Origin of the sequence: Pseudomonas sp. NY15463 (genome assembly GCF_048068415.1) — a bacterium.
In the GTDB taxonomy this organism is placed as follows: domain Bacteria; phylum Pseudomonadota; class Gammaproteobacteria; order Pseudomonadales; family Pseudomonadaceae; genus Aquipseudomonas; species Aquipseudomonas mosselii_C.
Genome location: NZ_JBLUQD010000010.1, coordinates 55712 through 71361, shown reverse-complemented (window position 1 = coordinate 71361; position 15650 = coordinate 55712). Strand labels below are relative to the sequence as shown.

Here is a 15650-nt window from a genome sequence, read left to right as displayed (position 1 = left end):
GCACGAAAACAGCACATTCACTGTGTTGAAACGGGGTTTTACCCGCTTCACAGCAGGCTGTGAAATCGGCATAATGGTCGGCTTAACGAAATCCGGCTAAAAAAGCTTGTCAGCTTAGCTACATTGCTGTAGGGTGCGTCTGGTTAGTACCCAGCTGAAAGTCAATTCAGGCCCCAAGGTCTTCGCAGCGACGCTGCCCCTCCCGACCGGCCCATTCGCTGATTCACTCCGCAGCACACTGCCCGAGCGCGAATCACGTATCAGATTGATCAGGATCTTCCCCGGCGCCTAGAACCCTGGCACCGGTGTGCTGCCTGCCTTTTGTCGTACCTACCAGCCAGCCCAGCGCCCACTTGATATGCGCCCCTCTGGCTGTCCTGTTCCAGTCAGGTTCTGCGTCTCCTTAATAAAGACGTCACTGGAACGTTTCTATTGTGCACGGATCGAAATCCGTGTCTTACGCAGGAACATCCAAACCATGAGCAAACAACAACAGATCCAAACCGCCTTCGGCACCCTCTCTCAGGCCTTCGCTCCACTGAAGTGCCTTATTGTCGCTCCACGCAAGGGCAGCTTCAGCTTTACCTTGGTCGATGAGCATGGCGTAGCCTGCCATACCGAGCGCCTGTACCCAGAGCAGTACAACCGCGCAGAACCCCTGCAGGCCGTGATCGAGCGTACCCGCCAATCCCTCACTGCATGAATGAATGGCGGCAAATTCACACCATGAATATAGGCCCGGCCACGCTGCCTGATGGTTCTTGGCGTAATTGCCAACGGGCATATCGCCCGTGCCGTCAGGCCGCAATCGATTTAAAAACAGCCCTTTACGCCACGCTTATCACACTACACTTCAACTCGAGCGGCATTGACCGCTTCCGGCGGGCCTGACCACTCACCAGCTGCCAAGCTCCAGCGCCCGTCGGCCCTTTTCAGATGAGGGCGCCATGGGTATCGCTGCGAACGAGTTGAGTCAATACGTCATCCGGCCAACGCTGATCTATCTGAATCGCCACTGCGAAAGCGCTGAAGCTTTGTTACTGGGGGTTGCAGCCAGCCAGTCCGCACTCGGCTCGGCTCTGCATGATCGGCGCGGCCATGGCCTGTACCGCATCACCGGTCAACGTCACCAGTTGTTATGGGACGATTACCTAGCCCGCGACCCCGAACTCGCCAGCCTGGTAAGAGGCCTGGCCAGTCAGCACGCCTTCCTCGGTGGTCCGCATCTGGAGCTAACCGTGAACCTACGCTACGCCACCGCCATCGCCTGGATGCTGATCGAGGCGCAAGCCACCGCGCTTCCCCCCGCCGATGACCTGATCGGTCTGGCGCGCATCTGGCGCCAGACCTTCAACCCCCAAGGGCGTCTGCGCGACTTCACCCGAGCCTGGCAACACTGTATCGAGCCTGCGCACGTTCTGGCCTCTTGAGAGCAACTCGCATCTACAACCGAAAAAAAGGGAATTTTGGTCGGATTGTCCTACAAAACCGCTCTATCTCCTGCGTTATGGCCTATAGCGTGGAGCGTGATTTGTTGGTAGCTTTTCGCCCCGGAGAACCCAAGGAGTTTCTAATAATGAAAAAAGTAATGCTCAAAACCTCCCTCGGCATCGCCGTTGCCGTCGCTTCCAGCCAACTGCTCGCCAGCGGTTTCGCTCTCAACGAACAAAGCATCAGCGGCATGGGAACAGGTTTCGCGGGTCGTTCTTCTTCTGCCGAAGATGCCAGCACCGTGTATGGCAACCCCGCTGGCATGTCGCGCCTCAAGCGCGAACAAATCACCGTCGGAGCCGCTGCGGTCATCGCCAAGTCCGATATCTCCGGGCCGGGCAGCAGCAAAGGGGGGGAAACCGACGGCGACATGGTCCCGCTCGTCGGTGTACCGATGGGCTACTACGTCAAACCACTGGATGATCACTGGAGCGTCGGTTTCGGCGTCTACGTGCCGTTCGGCCTGGTGACCGACTACGGTAGCGACGACGCTGCACGCTACTGGGGCAAGAAGAGCCACGTCGAGGTGGTGACCTTCCAGCCAACCGTGAGCTATGCCTTCAACGACAAAGTCTCGATCGGTTTCGGCCCGACCATCAACCGGATCAAGGGTGAACTGGGCTCGAACCTGGCTAGCATCTCGCCACTGGCGCCTGCCGATGGTGAAGTGAAGATCAAGGGTGACGACACTGCAGTCGGCTACAACATCGGTATCCTGGTTCAGGCCACCGACCGTACCCGCGTGGGCCTGACCTACCACTCGATGGTGGACTACAAGCTCGAAGGCAAGACCAAGATCAACTACCCGGTGCTCGGCCTGAACGACAGCAAGTTTGACGCGAGCCTGAAGATCAAGACCCCTGAATCGGTCGACTTCTCGATCACCCACGAACTGGATGACCGCTGGACCCTGTACGCCGGCAGCACCTGGACACGCTGGAGCCGTCTGGAAGCGATCACCGTCAACAACGAGGGGACCTCGGGCGCTTCGGCGCAGTTCGGCACCATCAGCGAAGAGCAGAACTGGCACGACACCTGGGCTCACGCCATCGGTGCTTCGTACAAGCTGAACAAGGAGTGGACCCTGCGCACCGGTTTCTCGGTCGACCAGTCGCCCACCAACAACACCAATCGCTCCCCACGCATCCCCACCGGCGATCGTAAGATCTTTAGCGTCGGTGCCGGCTGGAGTCCATCGGATGACCTGACCATCGACGTGGCCTACTCCTACCTGTGGGAAGAAGACACCAAGGTCAACAACCAGCCCGACAGCCCGATCGAAAACGCACTCAAGGGTAGCTACCAGGCCAAGTACGAGAACAGCGCCCACGGCGTTGGCGCGTCGCTGACCTACCGCTTCTAAGCGTTACCGCCTGAAAAAACCGGGGCCGCTGTGCGGCCCTTTCGCGGCACTAGGCCGCTTCTACACCGACCGCGCAAGCCAATGCGGGCGGACTCTGGAGGAGCGACCTCGCCGGAGCGCCGGACCGACCGCGAAAGGGCTGCGAAGCAGCCCCAAATGGCAGTTTTTCACGCCTGCACCCGCCAACTGTCGCCCAGGCAATCCTGTAGATAATCCATGAACACCCGCACCTTGCCCGTCATGGCGAAGCGGTCGGCCAGGCACAGGTACACGTCCATCGGCTCGGGCCGCGCATAGGCCAGGGCATCAGGGCTGAACTCGAACAGCGGTACCAGCCGGCCGGTATCCAGATACGGGCGGACGATGAACTCGGCCAGACGCGTAATACCGCCGTCATTCAGCGCCATTTGCGTCAAGGCGTCGATGTCATCGCTGATCAGGACCGGGCCGAATTGCGCCTCGAAACGCAGGCCGTCACGCATGAAGCCCCAGGTTAGAAAACGCCCATCGACCGGATAGCGAAACACCAGGCAGCGGTGCTCGCGCAGCGCCTCGGGCGTGGCCGGCCAACCCGCACTGGCGAGGTAACCGGGAGAGGCGCAGCAGATGAACGGAATCCGCGCGACATGCCGGGCCAGCAAGTGATCTTCCAACTGCGGGGTGATGCGCAGGCTGACATCGACATCTTCTCGTGCATGGTTCACCTTACGGTCAGTCATCATCAACTCTATCGAAAGCTGCGGATAACGGGCAGCGAAGGCGGGTATCAGCGGCGCCAGCACATGGCGGCCGAACGCCGAGCTGGAAGCAATGCATAGGCGCCCCTGTGGCTCGCTGTCGGGCGTGGTGACCGCCTGCTCAGCCATGGTCAAGTCCCGCTCGATATGCCTGACCCGCTCGTAGTACAGGCTGCCAGCCGGCGTCAGCGCCATGCTGCGGGTAGTGCGCGAGAGCAGACGCACCTGCAAGTGGGCCTCCAGGCGCGCCAGGTTCTGGCTCACGGCAGCGGGGCTCAACCCCAGCGCACGGGCGCCGCCGGCGATGCTGCCTGCCTCGACCACCTTGATGAAACTACGGATGGCATTGAGCAAGTCCATGCTGAGCCTCGGATTCGTAAGTTTTTCTTTATAAAGAACTCAGTCGCCAAGGTCTACAGGTGCTCACACAGGCATTGATAACCTGCGCCCTCACCTACCTGCACAGGAGCTAGCATGACCGAACTGTCCTCCGCCCGTAGCCGGCGCAAGCTGCGCCCAGGCGCCACGCCCTACGTCTTCGCGTTCTACATGTCGGCAATCATGGCACTGTTGATGAGCTTCGTGATCACGGCAGCCAATGCCGGCATCGACCCGCAGTACCTGAGCAACGTGCTCAAGGCCTACCAGTTGGCAATGCCGGTGGCGTTCGTCTGCGTGCTGATCGTAAGGCCGGTGGTGATCCGCCTGGTGGCATTGACCGTCCACCCGCACTGACGCGTCGCTCTGTCATGGCTTGGAGGCAATGGCTTTGTCGATGGCGGCGGTGAACGCTGGATCATCCGGTTTGGTCAAGCTGGAGAAGCTTGCGATGACCTTGCCCTGGCGGTCGACCACGTACTTGTAGAAGTTCCACTTCGGCGCGCTGCTCTGCTTCGCCAGCTCGGCGAACAGTGGGATCGCATCCTTGCCACGCACTGGCTGAGCCTTGGTCATGGTGAAGGTCACACCGTAGTTGGCATAGCATACCTTAGCGGTCTTCTCGGCGTCGGCGTCTTCCTGCTTGAAGTCGTTGGACGGCACGCCGAGCATCTCCAGGCCCTGCGCGTGGTACGCCTTGTAGGTACCCTCCAAGCCCTCGAACTGCGGGGCGAAGCCGCAATAACTGGCAGTATTGATAACCACCAGCGGTTTGCCGGCAAAACGCTGGCAAAGATCGATCTGCGCCTTGCCGCGCAACTCGGGCAGGCTGCCTTGCAGCAGTGCCGGGCAGTCCGCCGCCCAGCTCGAAGCACTGGCGGCCAGGGCCAGCACGGGAATCGTCAGCCAGGGTGCACGCATTGTCGGTTCTCCTCCAAGACGGTTACATGAAGGTGCAGGTTAGTCCTTAACACAGACTCATGCCCAACTGCATCAACGCCAGACCGCCCTGTTGCCATCCCCACCACACCAGGGCCAGCAGCAACAACGCCGCCAAGGCCAGCAGGCCACGCACGACAAAGCGGCTCATGCGGCCTGGGCCTGCAAGCGGGCCACTGGGCGTTCGCGTACGGGCCAATTGAGCGCAGCAGCCAACAGGCTGAGCAGGATCGAGATCTGCCAGACCAGGTCGTAGTTGCCGGTGTGGTCGTACACCACACCGCCCAACCAACCGCCCAGGAAGGCGCCCAACTGGTGCAACAGGAACACGATGCCACCGAGCATCGACAGGTTACGCACGCCGAACAGCGTGGCCACGGTGCCATTGGTCAACGGCACCGTGGACAACCACAGCAGGCCCATGGCGATGCCGAACAGGTAAGCGCTGAACTGGGTGACCGGCGCCCACAGGAACAGCACGATCACCACGGCGCGCAGCAGGTACAGCGCGGTCAACAGGCGCGGCTTGGACATCCGCCCGCCCAACCAGCCAGCGGTGTAGGTACCAACGATGTTAAACAACCCCACCAACGCCAGCACCGTGGTACCAGTGGTGGCCGGCAGGTGCTGGTCGACCAGGTAGGCGGGCAGGTGCACACCAATGAACACCACTTGGAAGCCGCACACGAAAAAGCCCAGGGCCAGCAACCAGAACCCGGAATGCGAGCAGGCTTCACGCAGCGCCTGGCCGAGGGTTTGCTCGGCGCCGTGGGCCGGCAGCGGCGTGTCCCGCAACAGACCGACAAAGGGCACGATCAGTGCCACCAACAGACCCAGTACCAACAGTGCCGCCGACCAGCCCAGCCATTGGATCAGGCCGAGGGTGCCAGGCAGCATGGCGAACTGGCCGAAGGAGCCCGCCGCACTGGCGATGCCCATGGCCATGCTGCGCTTCTGCGCCGGCACGGCGCGGCCCACCACGCCGAGAATCACCGAGAACGAAGTCCCTGACAGACCGATGCCGATCAACAGCCCCGCACTCAACGACAGCGACCAAGCCGAATCAGCCATGCCCATCATCACCAGGCCCGCCGTGTAGAGGATCCCGCCAATGATCACCACACGTGCCGCACCCAACCGATCAGCCAGGGCTCCGGCGAACGGCTGGGCCAGACCCCAGATCAGGTTCTGCAGGGCAATGGCAAAGGCGAACACCTCGCGCCCCCAGCCGAACTCCGCGCTCATCGGCGCGAGGAACAGGCCAAAGCCGTGTCGCACGCCCAACGACAGCGCGAGGATCAGCGCCGCCCCCAGTAACACCCAACCGCTGGTCCGCCACACGGAAGTCATTGTCGTTATCTCCAGCCCATCGCAAGGTTGATGCGGGTATATACCCGCTTAGGGTCGTTCATATTCAGGCCAGCTGTTCCAGCAAGCGCACCAATTCGTCACGCGGGCCTTCACCCAGGCGCGCCACCAACCCGGCCTGGGCCTGCTCCCACGCAGGCTGTGCCGCCAACAGCCGAGCCTTGCCCGCCGCGCTCAGCAGTACCACACGGTTGCGTTGGTCGTCGCCATCAGCCAGTTGCACCAGACCTTCGGCCTCCAGCACCCGCAGGTTGCGCCCCAGCGTGCTGCGCTCAAGGCCCATCGCCTCGGCCAGGCTGGTGATGCTCGGGCGGTCCAGCCGCTGCACACTGCGCAGCAGGGAAAACTGGGCGACATTGATGCCGAAGCCGGCCAGGGCTTCGTCATAGTGCCGGCTTACCCCTCGGGCGGCGCGGCGTAAATGGGTACAGATACATTCACTGGTCAGCATGAATACGTGTATATACCCGCACCTGGGATGTTGCAAGGAGTTTCAAACTTGTCGAGCAAACTGCCCCAGGGCTCATCAAGCAGCCAGCGCTACCACGACCGCCAACTCCAACAACTCCAGCAACGCGCCAGCAGTATCCCCGGTCGTTCCTCCCAGCCGCTGACACATCAGCCGACGCAGGCAAGCGAAGGCCACTAGCGCCAACGTCAGCGCCCACAGCGCCTGCATGCCTCCAAGCAGGACACAGGCCAGTCCACACCCCAGCAACACCCGGCCTGCTGCACGACGCGGCAAGTGCTCGGCCAGCGCGGCGCCCAAGCCGCCTTGACGCACGTAGGGCGTACTCAAGAACAAGCCCAGCATCGCCGCCCGTCCAACCACCGGTGCCAACACCAGCCAGGCCCCTGCGCCACGCTCGACCAACACCCACAACGCGCAGAACTTGAGCAGCAGCACCAACACCAGAGTCACGACGGCAATCGGCCCACTGCGCGGGTCCTTCATGATCTGCAAGGTCCGCTCGCGATCGCCGAAACCACCCAGCCAGGCGTCGGCGCTGTCGGCCAGGCCGTCCAGGTGCAAGCCACCACTGAGTAGCACCCAGAGCGCCAGCAGCAATGCCGCGTGCAGCGGCGCGGCCATACCGTGCATCAGGGTACTGGCCAACCAAAGCAGCATGCCGAACAGCGCACCCACCACGGGATAGAACAGCAACGAGCGGCCCATCTCGCGCGGCGCCGGCATACCCGGCAGGCTCACGGGCAAGCTGCTTAGAAATTGCAAGGCAATCCAGAACGGCAGCATCTCAACACGCCTCGTGCAGTTGCCCATCGAGCGCCACATGCAGGCGCACCAGCGCCGCATGCGCCACCTCGACCTGCAACAACTGCGCACGTGGCATCCCCCGGGCCTGGGCGAGCAACAGCCGCATCACCCCGCCATGGGTCACCAGAAGCACACGCTGCCCCGCGTACTCACCAGCCAGTCGCCGAATGCTATTCAACACCCGCTCGGCAAACGCGAGCACCGGCTCGCCGCCCGGCGGCGTAAAGGCATAGGGGTCATTCCAGAACTGCCCAAGGGCATCGGCCTGGGTTTGCATGATCTGCGCCGCACTGCGCCCTTCCCATTCACCGAAGTGCAACTCGCGTACCCCGGCCTCACGCTGTACCGGCAGACCCAGGCGTGCGCCCAGTTCGTCAGCGAACAAGCCACAGCGTTGCAGCGGCGAGCTGACCAGCACATCCCACGGGCCGGCCGCATCGACGGCCTGGCGCATCTGTGCCCAGCCATGCTCGGTCAGCGCATCGTCCAGGCTGCCGCGCAGCCCGCCGCCCAGTTCGGTCTCGCCATGACGCAGCAGGTCGAGGATCATGCCGGGCGGTCCGCCACCGCCGCTTCGGCGAAAGTCGCCATCTGCCCGTGCAGGGCACAGGCCAAACGCAGCAACGGCACGGCCAGGGCAGCGCCACTGCCCTCCCCCAGGCGCAGACCCAGCGCCAGCAATGGCTCAGCCTCGAGCGCTGCGAGCAAGGCCTTGTGACCAGGCTCGGCACCCTGGTGGGCGAACAGCAGCCAGGGTGCCAGCCCCGGGTTCAGGCGTACCGCCACCAACGCAGCGACGCTACAGATGAAACCGTCCACCAGCACCGCCACGCCATGCTGGGCGCAGGCCAGGTAGGCGCCTGCCAAGGCAGCGATTTCGAAGCCTCCGACACACCCCAAGGCCTGCAACGGCGCATCGGCACGCAGGCCATGCAGCACAAGCGCGCGCTCGATCACCTCGGCCTTGTGCCGTACCCCGGCACTGTCCAGGCCTGTGCCGGGCCCGCTCAGCTCACGCGCCGGGCATTCAAGCAAGATGCTGGCCAGGGCCGCAGCGGCGGTCGTGTTGCCGATCCCCATTTCACCGCCGATGAACAGCTGGGCACCATTGGCCACTGCGCGCAGGGCGCTGTCGCGACCGGCCTGCAGGGCGGCCAGCAACTGCTCCTCGCGCATCGCCGGCTGGCGCGCGAAGTTGGCGGTGCCAGCGCCCAGGCGCAGGTGGTGCACTCCCGGCAGCTCCAGCGTCGGGTCGATGGTGCCGAGGTCAACTACTTCCAGGCTGGCACCCAGCTGACGCGCCAGCACACTGATCGCCGCGCCACCACCGACGAAGTTGCGCAACATCTGCCCGGTCACCGCCTGCGGATAGGCCGAGATCCCCTCCTCCACCACGCCGTGGTCACCGGCAAAAATGCTGATGGCAACCCGTTCCAGCTGAGGACGTTCGAGGCCTTGCAAGCCCGCCAGGCGGATCGCCAAGCGTTCGAGCTGGCCAAGGGAGCCAGCGGGCTTGGTCAGTTGCTGCTGACGGGCACGCGCCTGATCCATGGCGGCGGTGTCGAGGGGTTGGCAGGCATCGAGCCACCACATCTGGGTCATAGAGCGGGTCCTTTGAGCATGAGAGGAAGGCCGGCCACGCTCAGCACCACGCGCTGGCAGCGTTCGGCAGCGGCCTGGTGCAAGAGGCCCGCCGCATCGACATAGCGGCGGGTCAACTCGCCCATGGGCACCACGCCCAGGCCGGTTTCGTTGCTGACCAGGATGATCGTGCCAGGCAACTGTTCAAGGCAATCGAGCAGCGCATCGCACTCCTCGGTCAGGCGCTGCGGGTCGTCGAGCATCAACAGGTTGGTCAGCCACAGGGTCAGACAGTCCACCAGTAGGCAGCGCTGCTCAGCGGCCTGGGCACGCAGCACGGCGGCCAGGGCTAGCGGTTCCTCGATCAGGCCCCACTCGGCAGGACGACGCTCGCGGTGCAGGCGCACGCGCTCGTTCATCTCGCTGTCTTGCGGCGCGCTGGTGGCAATGTAGGTGACCGGCAGGCCGCTGGCCACGGCCAGTTGCTCAGCCAGGCGACTCTTGCCCGAGCGGGCGCCGCCGAGGATCAGGTTACGCATGGGCGACTCCACACAGTTCGCGCAGGCGCGCGGTGTCCAGATGCTGTTCGATGAGATCGGCTAGGCGTTCGATATCGCGCTCGCGCAGGGCCTCGTAGTCGACAGGCTGAACCTCGGCGAGCCCTGCCCAGCGCAACAGCGCCGCGCACGACTGGCTGCCTTCGAACAGACCATGCAGGTAGGTGGCAAGGATCTGTCCGTCATCGCTGATGGCGCCGTCGCAACGGCCATCGGCCAATTGCAGCGCAGGCTGTGCAAGCGCAGGGCCTGTGGTGACCCCCGCGTGAATCTCATAGCCGACCACCGCTGCCTGCTCCAGTTCGAGGGTGCCGGTCACGTTGCGCAGTTGCTTCTCGGCTTCCAGCACCGTGACGTAGTCCAGCAGCCCGAGGCCATCACTGCTGCCGGCCGCCCCTTCCAGGCCCAGCGGATCGCAGACCTCGCGACCGAGCATCTGCAAGCCGCCACAAATACCGATCAACTTGCCGCCGTAACGCAGGTGTCGGGCAATCGCGCTGTCCCAGCCACGCGCGCGCAGTTGCGCCAGGTCCCCGCGCACACTCTTGGAGCCCGGCAGGATGATCAGGTCGGCAGGCGGAATCGGCTCACCTGGGCCAATGAACTGCAGATCAACCTGCGGGTGCAGGCGTAGCGGATCGAAATCGGTGTGGTTGCTGATACGCGGCAACACCGGAACGATCACCTTGAGCACCCGTTCACCCTTCTGGCCCTGGCGCCGGTCGATACCGTCCTCGGCCTCCAGGTGCAGGTCGGTAACAAACGGCAGCACGCCCAGTACCGGCTTGCCGGTGCGTTGCTCCAGCCAGTCCAGGCCCGGTTGCAGCAAGGCGATATCGCCCCTGAAGCGGTTGATGACGAAACCCTTGACCCGCGCCTGCTCGCTGGGTGACAGCAGCTCAAGGGTGCCAACCAGGTGGGCGAATACCCCGCCGCGGTTGATGTCGGCCACCAGGATCACCGGGCAGTCGACCGCCTCGGCAAAGCCCATGTTGGCGATGTCGCCGGCACGCAGGTTGATCTCGGCCGGAGAGCCTGCGCCCTCTACCATCACCACTTGATACGCCTCGCACAGGCGCGTGTGCGATTGCAGGACCGCCTGCATGGCGATGGCCTTGTAGTCGTGATAAGCCACCGCGTTCATGCTGGTCACGGCACGGCCATGCACGATCACCTGGGCACCGGTGTCGCTATTGGGTTTGAGCAGCACCGGGTTCATGTCGGTGTGCGGCGCCAGCCGGCAGGCTTGGGCCTGCACGGCCTGGGCACGGCCGATCTCGCCACCGTCGGCGGTCACCGCGCTGTTAAGTGCCATGTTCTGCGGTTTGAACGGCACCACGGCAATGCCTTGGCGCAGCAGCCACCGGCACAGGGCGGTCACCAGGGTGCTCTTGCCGGCATCGGACGTGGTGCCTTGCACCATGAGCGTGGTCATGTGGTTTCCTTGTGGTAGTCCGCCAGGGCCTGGGCCAGGCGCTGCTCGTCGGCCATGCTCGGAGCCAGGCCAAAACGCAGGGCCTGTGGCTGCTCGAACATGCGCACCAGAATGCCGCGACGGGCGAGAAAATCATGCAGGTGCGCGGCGCGTTCGCTGCGCACATATTGAAACAGCGCGCAGCCACCGCTCGGCGCCAACCCACTGGCGCTCAGCAGGTCAGCCAGGCGCTGGCTGGCGGCGGCGCAGCGTGCGATCTGCGCCTGCTGCTCGCGCTGATCGGCGTAGCAGGCCTGGCCCAGCACCCGGGTCGGGCCGCTGACGGTCCAGGGGCCGAGCACGTCGGCCAAACGCTGCAACAGCGCAGGCTCGGCGGCAACAAAGCCCAGGCGCACCCCGGCCAAACCGAAGAACTTGCCGAACGAACGCAACACGATCAGCCCTGGCTGCCCGGCCTGATCGACGATGCCATGCTCCGGGGTGTTGTCCATGAACGCTTCATCCACCAGCAGCCAGCCGCCGCGCGCGGCCAGGCGCGCATGCCAGGCCAGCAGCCGCGCGCGCGGCAGCGTGCGGCCAGTGGGGTTGTTGGGATTGACCAACAGCAGCACATCGAGGCTGTCGAGTTGCGCCTCGACCTGCTGCTCGTCCAGTTCGAGCAACGCATGACCGGCGCGCTGCCAGGCATGTGGGTGCTCGGCGTAGCACGGTGCCAGCACCCCGACACGCCCGGCTGGCCGCAGGTATGGCAGGGCCTGGATTGCCGCCTGGGAACCGGCCACCGCCAACAGTGGAGTGGCACCGTAATAGGTGCGAGCGGCCTGTTCGAGACCATCCTCGACCTCCGGCAGGCGCGCCCAGGCGTCCAGTGGGATCGGCGCAATCGGGAAGGCCCACGGTGCGATGCCACTGGACAGGTCCAGCCAGTGCTCGCGGGCAATACCGTATTGCTGCACCGCGCGCAGCAGACGACCGCCATGTTCAAGCATTCAGATAGCCCCCCAGGCAGATCACCAGCAGCCACAGCCAGACCCCGCGCTGCACCAGACTCCAGCCGCGCTCGATGGCGTCGGCATCGGCCATCGGTCCTTCGCCTAGGCGTGGCCGCTCGTGCAGCTCGCCGTGGTACACCGCAGGGCCGCCCAGCTCTACGGCCAGCGCGCCGGCACCGGCTGCCATCACCGGGCCCGCGTTGGGGCTGTCCCACAGCGGCCCTTGCTGGCGCCAGCAACGCAGCGCCAGACGGGTCTTGCCGAGCAGCGCGTAGGTCAGCGCCACGAGCCTTGCCGGCAGGTAGTTGAGCACATCGTCAATGCGCGCGGCGCACCAGCCAAAGCGTTCGAAACGTTGGTTGCGATAGCCCCACATTGCATCCAGGGTATTGCTCAGGCGGTACAGCACGACGCCCGGCGCACCTGCGACGATGAACCAGAACAGCGCCGCGAACACCGCGTCGCTGCCATTTTCCAGAACCGATTCAGTGGCCGCGCGGGCCACAGCGGGCTCATCCAGCTCGCGGGTTTCACGACTGACCAGGTAGCCCACGCGCAGGCGAGCTTCATCCAGGTCGCCCTGGCGCAGGGCCTGGGCCACCGGCAGCACATGCTCGCCCAGGCTGCGCAGGCCCAGGGCGCAATACAGCGCCAGGACATCGACCAGCCAGCCGATATACGGCAACCACGACAGCAGCAGCGCGACCAGCGTCAGTGGCACCACGGCGATGAACCAGGCGCTGACGCCATGGCTGCGCCAACCGCGCCCGCCCGCGTTCAATCGGCGTTCGAGGTGCTTGGCCAGGTTGCCGAACCCCACCAGCGGGTGGCGTCGTTTCGGCTCGCCGAGCAGCGCGTCCAGGGCCACACCTGCAACGGTCAACAGGGCCACGCTCATGGCCGTTCTCCCCAATGGTTTTCGTACAGCATTTCACTCAAGGGGCGCTCTTTGGCCCAGTGTTCCATCACCAACATCGGCGCCGGGTAGAACTCGATCACCGGGCCCAGGCACAACACCGCCACGGGTTTTGCCCCGGCAGGCATGCCCAGCAGCTCGGCCAGCGCCTGCGGGTCGAACAACGACACCCAGCCCATGCCCAGCCCTTCGGCGCGGGCCGCCAACCACAGGTTCTGGATCGCGCAGGATAGCGAAGCCAGATCCATTTCCGGCAAGGTACGCCGGCCAAAGATATGCGGCTCGCGGTTGTCCATGAGCGCGGCCACCAGCACCTCGGCGCAATCGCCGATACCTTCGACCTTGAGCTTCATGAAATCGTCGGAACGCTCGCCCAGCGCCTCGGCGGTCAGCACACGCTCCTGTTCCACCAAACCCTGGATGCGCTCGCGCAGCGCACGCTGGCTGATGCGGATGAAGCGCCACGGCTGCATCAGCCCCACGCTGGGGGCCTGGTGCGCAGCGGCCAGTAGGCGGCCAAGCAGCGCGGGGGCCACCTCCCCCCCGGCGAAGTGGCGCATGTCGCGGCGCTCGCCGATAGCCCGGTAGATCGCCGCGCGTTCGGCCTCGCTGTAGGCGTGATCGCTCATGGTCGCAACAGCGCCGCCGCCGCATCGGGATTGGACGGGAAGTAGAAGTGCACGTAGGAGGCAGTCAACCGGCCCAGGCGATAGACCGCCTCGTTGCCTCGCCCACCGTTGGGGCTCAGGCCTCGAGCGATGGGCTCCAGCACGGTGCTGGTCAGCGAGTGGTGGTAGGTGTGCCCACGCAGGGTGCCTTCGGGCAACTCGACCGCTTGCAGCGCCAGGGCAGCCAAACGCTTCTGCATGGTTGCCTCACCAGGCAGCACACCAAGCAGTTCGGCACGTTCACCGGCCACATCGGTCAGCGCGTCGAGTAGATACAGCATGCCGCCGCACTCTGCCAGCAGTGGCTTGTCCTGGTCATGGTGGGCGCGAATCGCTTCGAGCATCGGCGCGTTGGCCGACAGTGCACGGTGATGCAGTTCAGGGTAGCCACCAGGCAGGTACAGGCTGTCTACCAACGGCAGCTCGCGGTCGTGCAGCGGCGAGAAGAATTCCAGTTGCGCGCCAAGGCTACGCAGTACGTCGAGGTTGGCGCCGTAGAGAAACGCGAAGGCTTCGTCACGGGCCACGCCGATGCGTACGCCGGACAATGATGCCGCGTGGCTGAGGGGGGCGGGCGCAGCGAAGCTCACCGGCGGAGGCAACGTTGCGTCACAGCTGGCGCCCAAGGCTTCGGCGGCGGCGTCCAGGCGAGCGTCAAGGTCGTTCAGCTCGCTGGCCTGCACCAGCCCCAGGTGTCGGCTGGGCAGTTCGATGCCGCGCTCGCGGGACAACCCGCCATACCAGCGCAGGCCTTCAGTCAGGCTACCTTCGAGCAACTGTGCGTGGCGCAAGCTCCCGACGCGGTTGGCCAGCACCCCTGCAAAGGGCAAGTCCGGCTGATAACGCGCCAGGCCAAGGGCCAGGGCGCCAAAGGTCTGGGCCATGGCCGTGCCGTCGATCACCGCCAGCACCGGCACGCCGAAATGCCGGGCCAGGTCCGCGCTGGACGGGGTGCCGTCGAACAGCCCCATCACCCCTTCGATCAGGATCAGGTCGGCCTCCTCGGCCGCCTCCCAGAGCAAGCGGCGGCTCTCGTCAGCGCCGATCATCCACAAGTCGAGTTGGTACACCGGTGCGCCACTGGCACGTTCGAGGATCATCGGGTCAAGGAAGTCCGGCCCGCACTTGAACACCCGCACCTTGCGCCCGAGGTTGCGGTGCAGGCGCGCCAGGGCGGCAGTGACCGTGGTCTTGCCCTGGCCCGAGGCCGGGGCGGCGATCAGAACCGCAGGGCATTGACGCGGCTGACTCACAGTTCAACGCCCTTCTGCGCGCGGATACCGGCCTGGAAAGCGTGCTTGAGCATGCCCATCTCGGTGACGGTGTCGGCCATCTCGATCATTTCGGGCTTGGCCCCACGGCCGGTGACGATCACGTGCTGCATCGGCGGGCGGGCCTGGATGTCGGCCAGTACCTGGTCAAGGTCGAGGTAGCCGTGCTTGAGGGCGATGTTCAGCTCATCGAGCACCACGAACTGTACCGAGGCATCCTGCAACAGCTGGCGCGACACGGCCCAGGCAGCTTCGGCGGCGGCGATGTCACGGGCACGGTCCTGGGTCTCCCAGGTAAAGCCCTCGCCCATCACGTGGTAGCGCACCTGCTCGGGGAAACGGCGGAAGAACAGCTCTTCGCCAGTGCTGTTGCGGCCCTTGATGAACTGCACCACGCCGCACTGCATGCCATGCCCGAGCGCGCGGGCGAGCATGCCGAAGGCCGAGCTGCTCTTGCCCTTGCCGTTGCCGGTCAGTACCAGCAACAAGCCGCATTCGTTGGGGGAATTGGCGATGCGTTCGTCGATGATCGCCTTCTTGCGCTGCATGCGCGCCAGGTGACGTTCGTCGCGTTCGGGGGATTCGCTCATCAGGGGTCTCCGCTGTCTGGCGCCAGGCGGCGACAGGTGAAAGGCGGGCAAACGGAGAACGCGCAGGGGCCGTGGCACAGGCCACATC

The 15650-nt window shown here is 64.7% G+C and carries 19 protein-coding genes; 4 read left to right on the top strand and 15 right to left on the bottom strand.

Annotated elements, in window-relative coordinates:
• The first annotated feature begins 478 nt into the window (after positions 1-478).
• From ACNFIC_RS22525 to ACNFIC_RS22515, 3 genes are all read left to right on the top strand, one after another.
• Positions 479-703, top strand: coding sequence for a hypothetical protein (locus ACNFIC_RS22525; RefSeq protein ID WP_138219615.1), 225 nt, complete (start codon positions 479-481; stop codon positions 701-703).
• 244 nt (positions 704-947) lie between these two features.
• Entirely contained in the window at positions 948-1430 is a 483-nt protein-coding gene (locus tag ACNFIC_RS22520) for a hypothetical protein (protein ID WP_416782074.1), read from the top strand.
• 146 nt (positions 1431-1576) lie between these two features.
• The gene (locus ACNFIC_RS22515; protein ID WP_138219617.1) at positions 1577-2854 is read left to right on the top strand and encodes an OmpP1/FadL family transporter; all 1278 of its coding nucleotides are present in this window, start codon (positions 1577-1579) and stop codon (positions 2852-2854) included.
• Between the two features lie 167 nt (positions 2855-3021).
• On the opposite strand, the gene ACNFIC_RS22510 is transcribed toward ACNFIC_RS22515, so the two are convergent.
• Positions 3022-3951 (bottom strand): LysR family transcriptional regulator, encoded by a 930-nt coding sequence (locus tag ACNFIC_RS22510; RefSeq protein WP_416782072.1) that lies wholly within the window; start codon positions 3949-3951, stop codon positions 3022-3024.
• Positions 3952-4065: 114 nt separating this feature from the next.
• On the opposite strand from ACNFIC_RS22510, the gene ACNFIC_RS22505 reads away from it, so the two are divergent.
• Positions 4066-4326, top strand: coding sequence for a DUF2798 domain-containing protein (locus tag ACNFIC_RS22505; protein WP_138219619.1), 261 nt, complete (start codon positions 4066-4068; stop codon positions 4324-4326).
• Between the two features lie 12 nt (positions 4327-4338).
• On the opposite strand, the gene ACNFIC_RS22500 is transcribed toward ACNFIC_RS22505, so the two are convergent.
• From ACNFIC_RS22500 to cobO, 14 genes are all read right to left on the bottom strand, one after another.
• Entirely contained in the window at positions 4339-4890 is a 552-nt protein-coding gene (locus ACNFIC_RS22500; RefSeq protein ID WP_416782070.1) for a glutathione peroxidase, read from the bottom strand.
• A gap of 46 nt (positions 4891-4936) precedes the next feature.
• The gene (locus tag ACNFIC_RS22495) at positions 4937-5059 is read right to left on the bottom strand and encodes a hypothetical protein (RefSeq protein WP_276610554.1); all 123 of its coding nucleotides are present in this window, start codon (positions 5057-5059) and stop codon (positions 4937-4939) included.
• The gene (locus ACNFIC_RS22490; protein WP_138219621.1) at positions 5056-6258 is read right to left on the bottom strand and encodes an MFS transporter; all 1203 of its coding nucleotides are present in this window, start codon (positions 6256-6258) and stop codon (positions 5056-5058) included. Before ACNFIC_RS22490 ends, ACNFIC_RS22495 begins: the two co-directional genes overlap by 4 nt.
• A gap of 64 nt (positions 6259-6322) precedes the next feature.
• Positions 6323-6727: a MarR family winged helix-turn-helix transcriptional regulator gene (locus ACNFIC_RS22485; protein ID WP_138219622.1), complete on the bottom strand. Its 405-nt coding sequence runs from the start codon at positions 6725-6727 to the stop codon at positions 6323-6325.
• Between the two features lie 75 nt (positions 6728-6802).
• Entirely contained in the window at positions 6803-7531 is a 729-nt protein-coding gene (locus tag ACNFIC_RS22480; protein WP_138219623.1) for an adenosylcobinamide-GDP ribazoletransferase, read from the bottom strand.
• Between the two features lies 1 nt (position 7532).
• Complete coding sequence (gene cobC / locus ACNFIC_RS22475; RefSeq protein WP_138219624.1) at positions 7533-8102, bottom strand: alpha-ribazole phosphatase family protein; 570 nt, start codon at positions 8100-8102, stop codon at positions 7533-7535.
• The gene (gene cobT / locus ACNFIC_RS22470) at positions 8099-9154 is read right to left on the bottom strand and encodes a nicotinate-nucleotide--dimethylbenzimidazole phosphoribosyltransferase (protein WP_416782066.1); all 1056 of its coding nucleotides are present in this window, start codon (positions 9152-9154) and stop codon (positions 8099-8101) included. The genes cobC and cobT overlap by 4 nt, the downstream gene beginning before the upstream one ends.
• Positions 9151-9672 (bottom strand): bifunctional adenosylcobinamide kinase/adenosylcobinamide-phosphate guanylyltransferase, encoded by a 522-nt coding sequence (cobU, locus tag ACNFIC_RS22465; RefSeq protein WP_138219626.1) that lies wholly within the window; start codon positions 9670-9672, stop codon positions 9151-9153. Before cobU ends, cobT begins: the two co-directional genes overlap by 4 nt.
• The gene (locus tag ACNFIC_RS22460; protein ID WP_416782064.1) at positions 9665-11125 is read right to left on the bottom strand and encodes a cobyric acid synthase; all 1461 of its coding nucleotides are present in this window, start codon (positions 11123-11125) and stop codon (positions 9665-9667) included. Before ACNFIC_RS22460 ends, cobU begins: the two co-directional genes overlap by 8 nt.
• Positions 11122-12114: a threonine-phosphate decarboxylase CobD gene (gene cobD, locus ACNFIC_RS22455; RefSeq protein WP_416782063.1), complete on the bottom strand. Its 993-nt coding sequence runs from the start codon at positions 12112-12114 to the stop codon at positions 11122-11124. The genes ACNFIC_RS22460 and cobD overlap by 4 nt, the downstream gene beginning before the upstream one ends.
• A complete protein-coding gene (gene cbiB / locus ACNFIC_RS22450; protein ID WP_416782061.1) occupies positions 12107-13015 on the bottom strand; it encodes an adenosylcobinamide-phosphate synthase CbiB in 909 nt (302 codons plus the stop codon). The genes cobD and cbiB overlap by 8 nt, the downstream gene beginning before the upstream one ends.
• A complete protein-coding gene (gene bluB / locus ACNFIC_RS22445) occupies positions 13012-13662 on the bottom strand; it encodes a 5,6-dimethylbenzimidazole synthase (RefSeq protein ID WP_138219630.1) in 651 nt (216 codons plus the stop codon). The genes cbiB and bluB overlap by 4 nt, the downstream gene beginning before the upstream one ends.
• Complete coding sequence (locus tag ACNFIC_RS22440) at positions 13659-14954, bottom strand: cobyrinate a,c-diamide synthase (protein WP_416782059.1); 1296 nt, start codon at positions 14952-14954, stop codon at positions 13659-13661. The genes bluB and ACNFIC_RS22440 overlap by 4 nt, the downstream gene beginning before the upstream one ends.
• Complete coding sequence (gene cobO, locus ACNFIC_RS22435) at positions 14951-15562, bottom strand: cob(I)yrinic acid a,c-diamide adenosyltransferase (RefSeq protein ID WP_138219632.1); 612 nt, start codon at positions 15560-15562, stop codon at positions 14951-14953. Before cobO ends, ACNFIC_RS22440 begins: the two co-directional genes overlap by 4 nt.
• Positions 15563-15650: the final 88 nt, after the last annotated feature.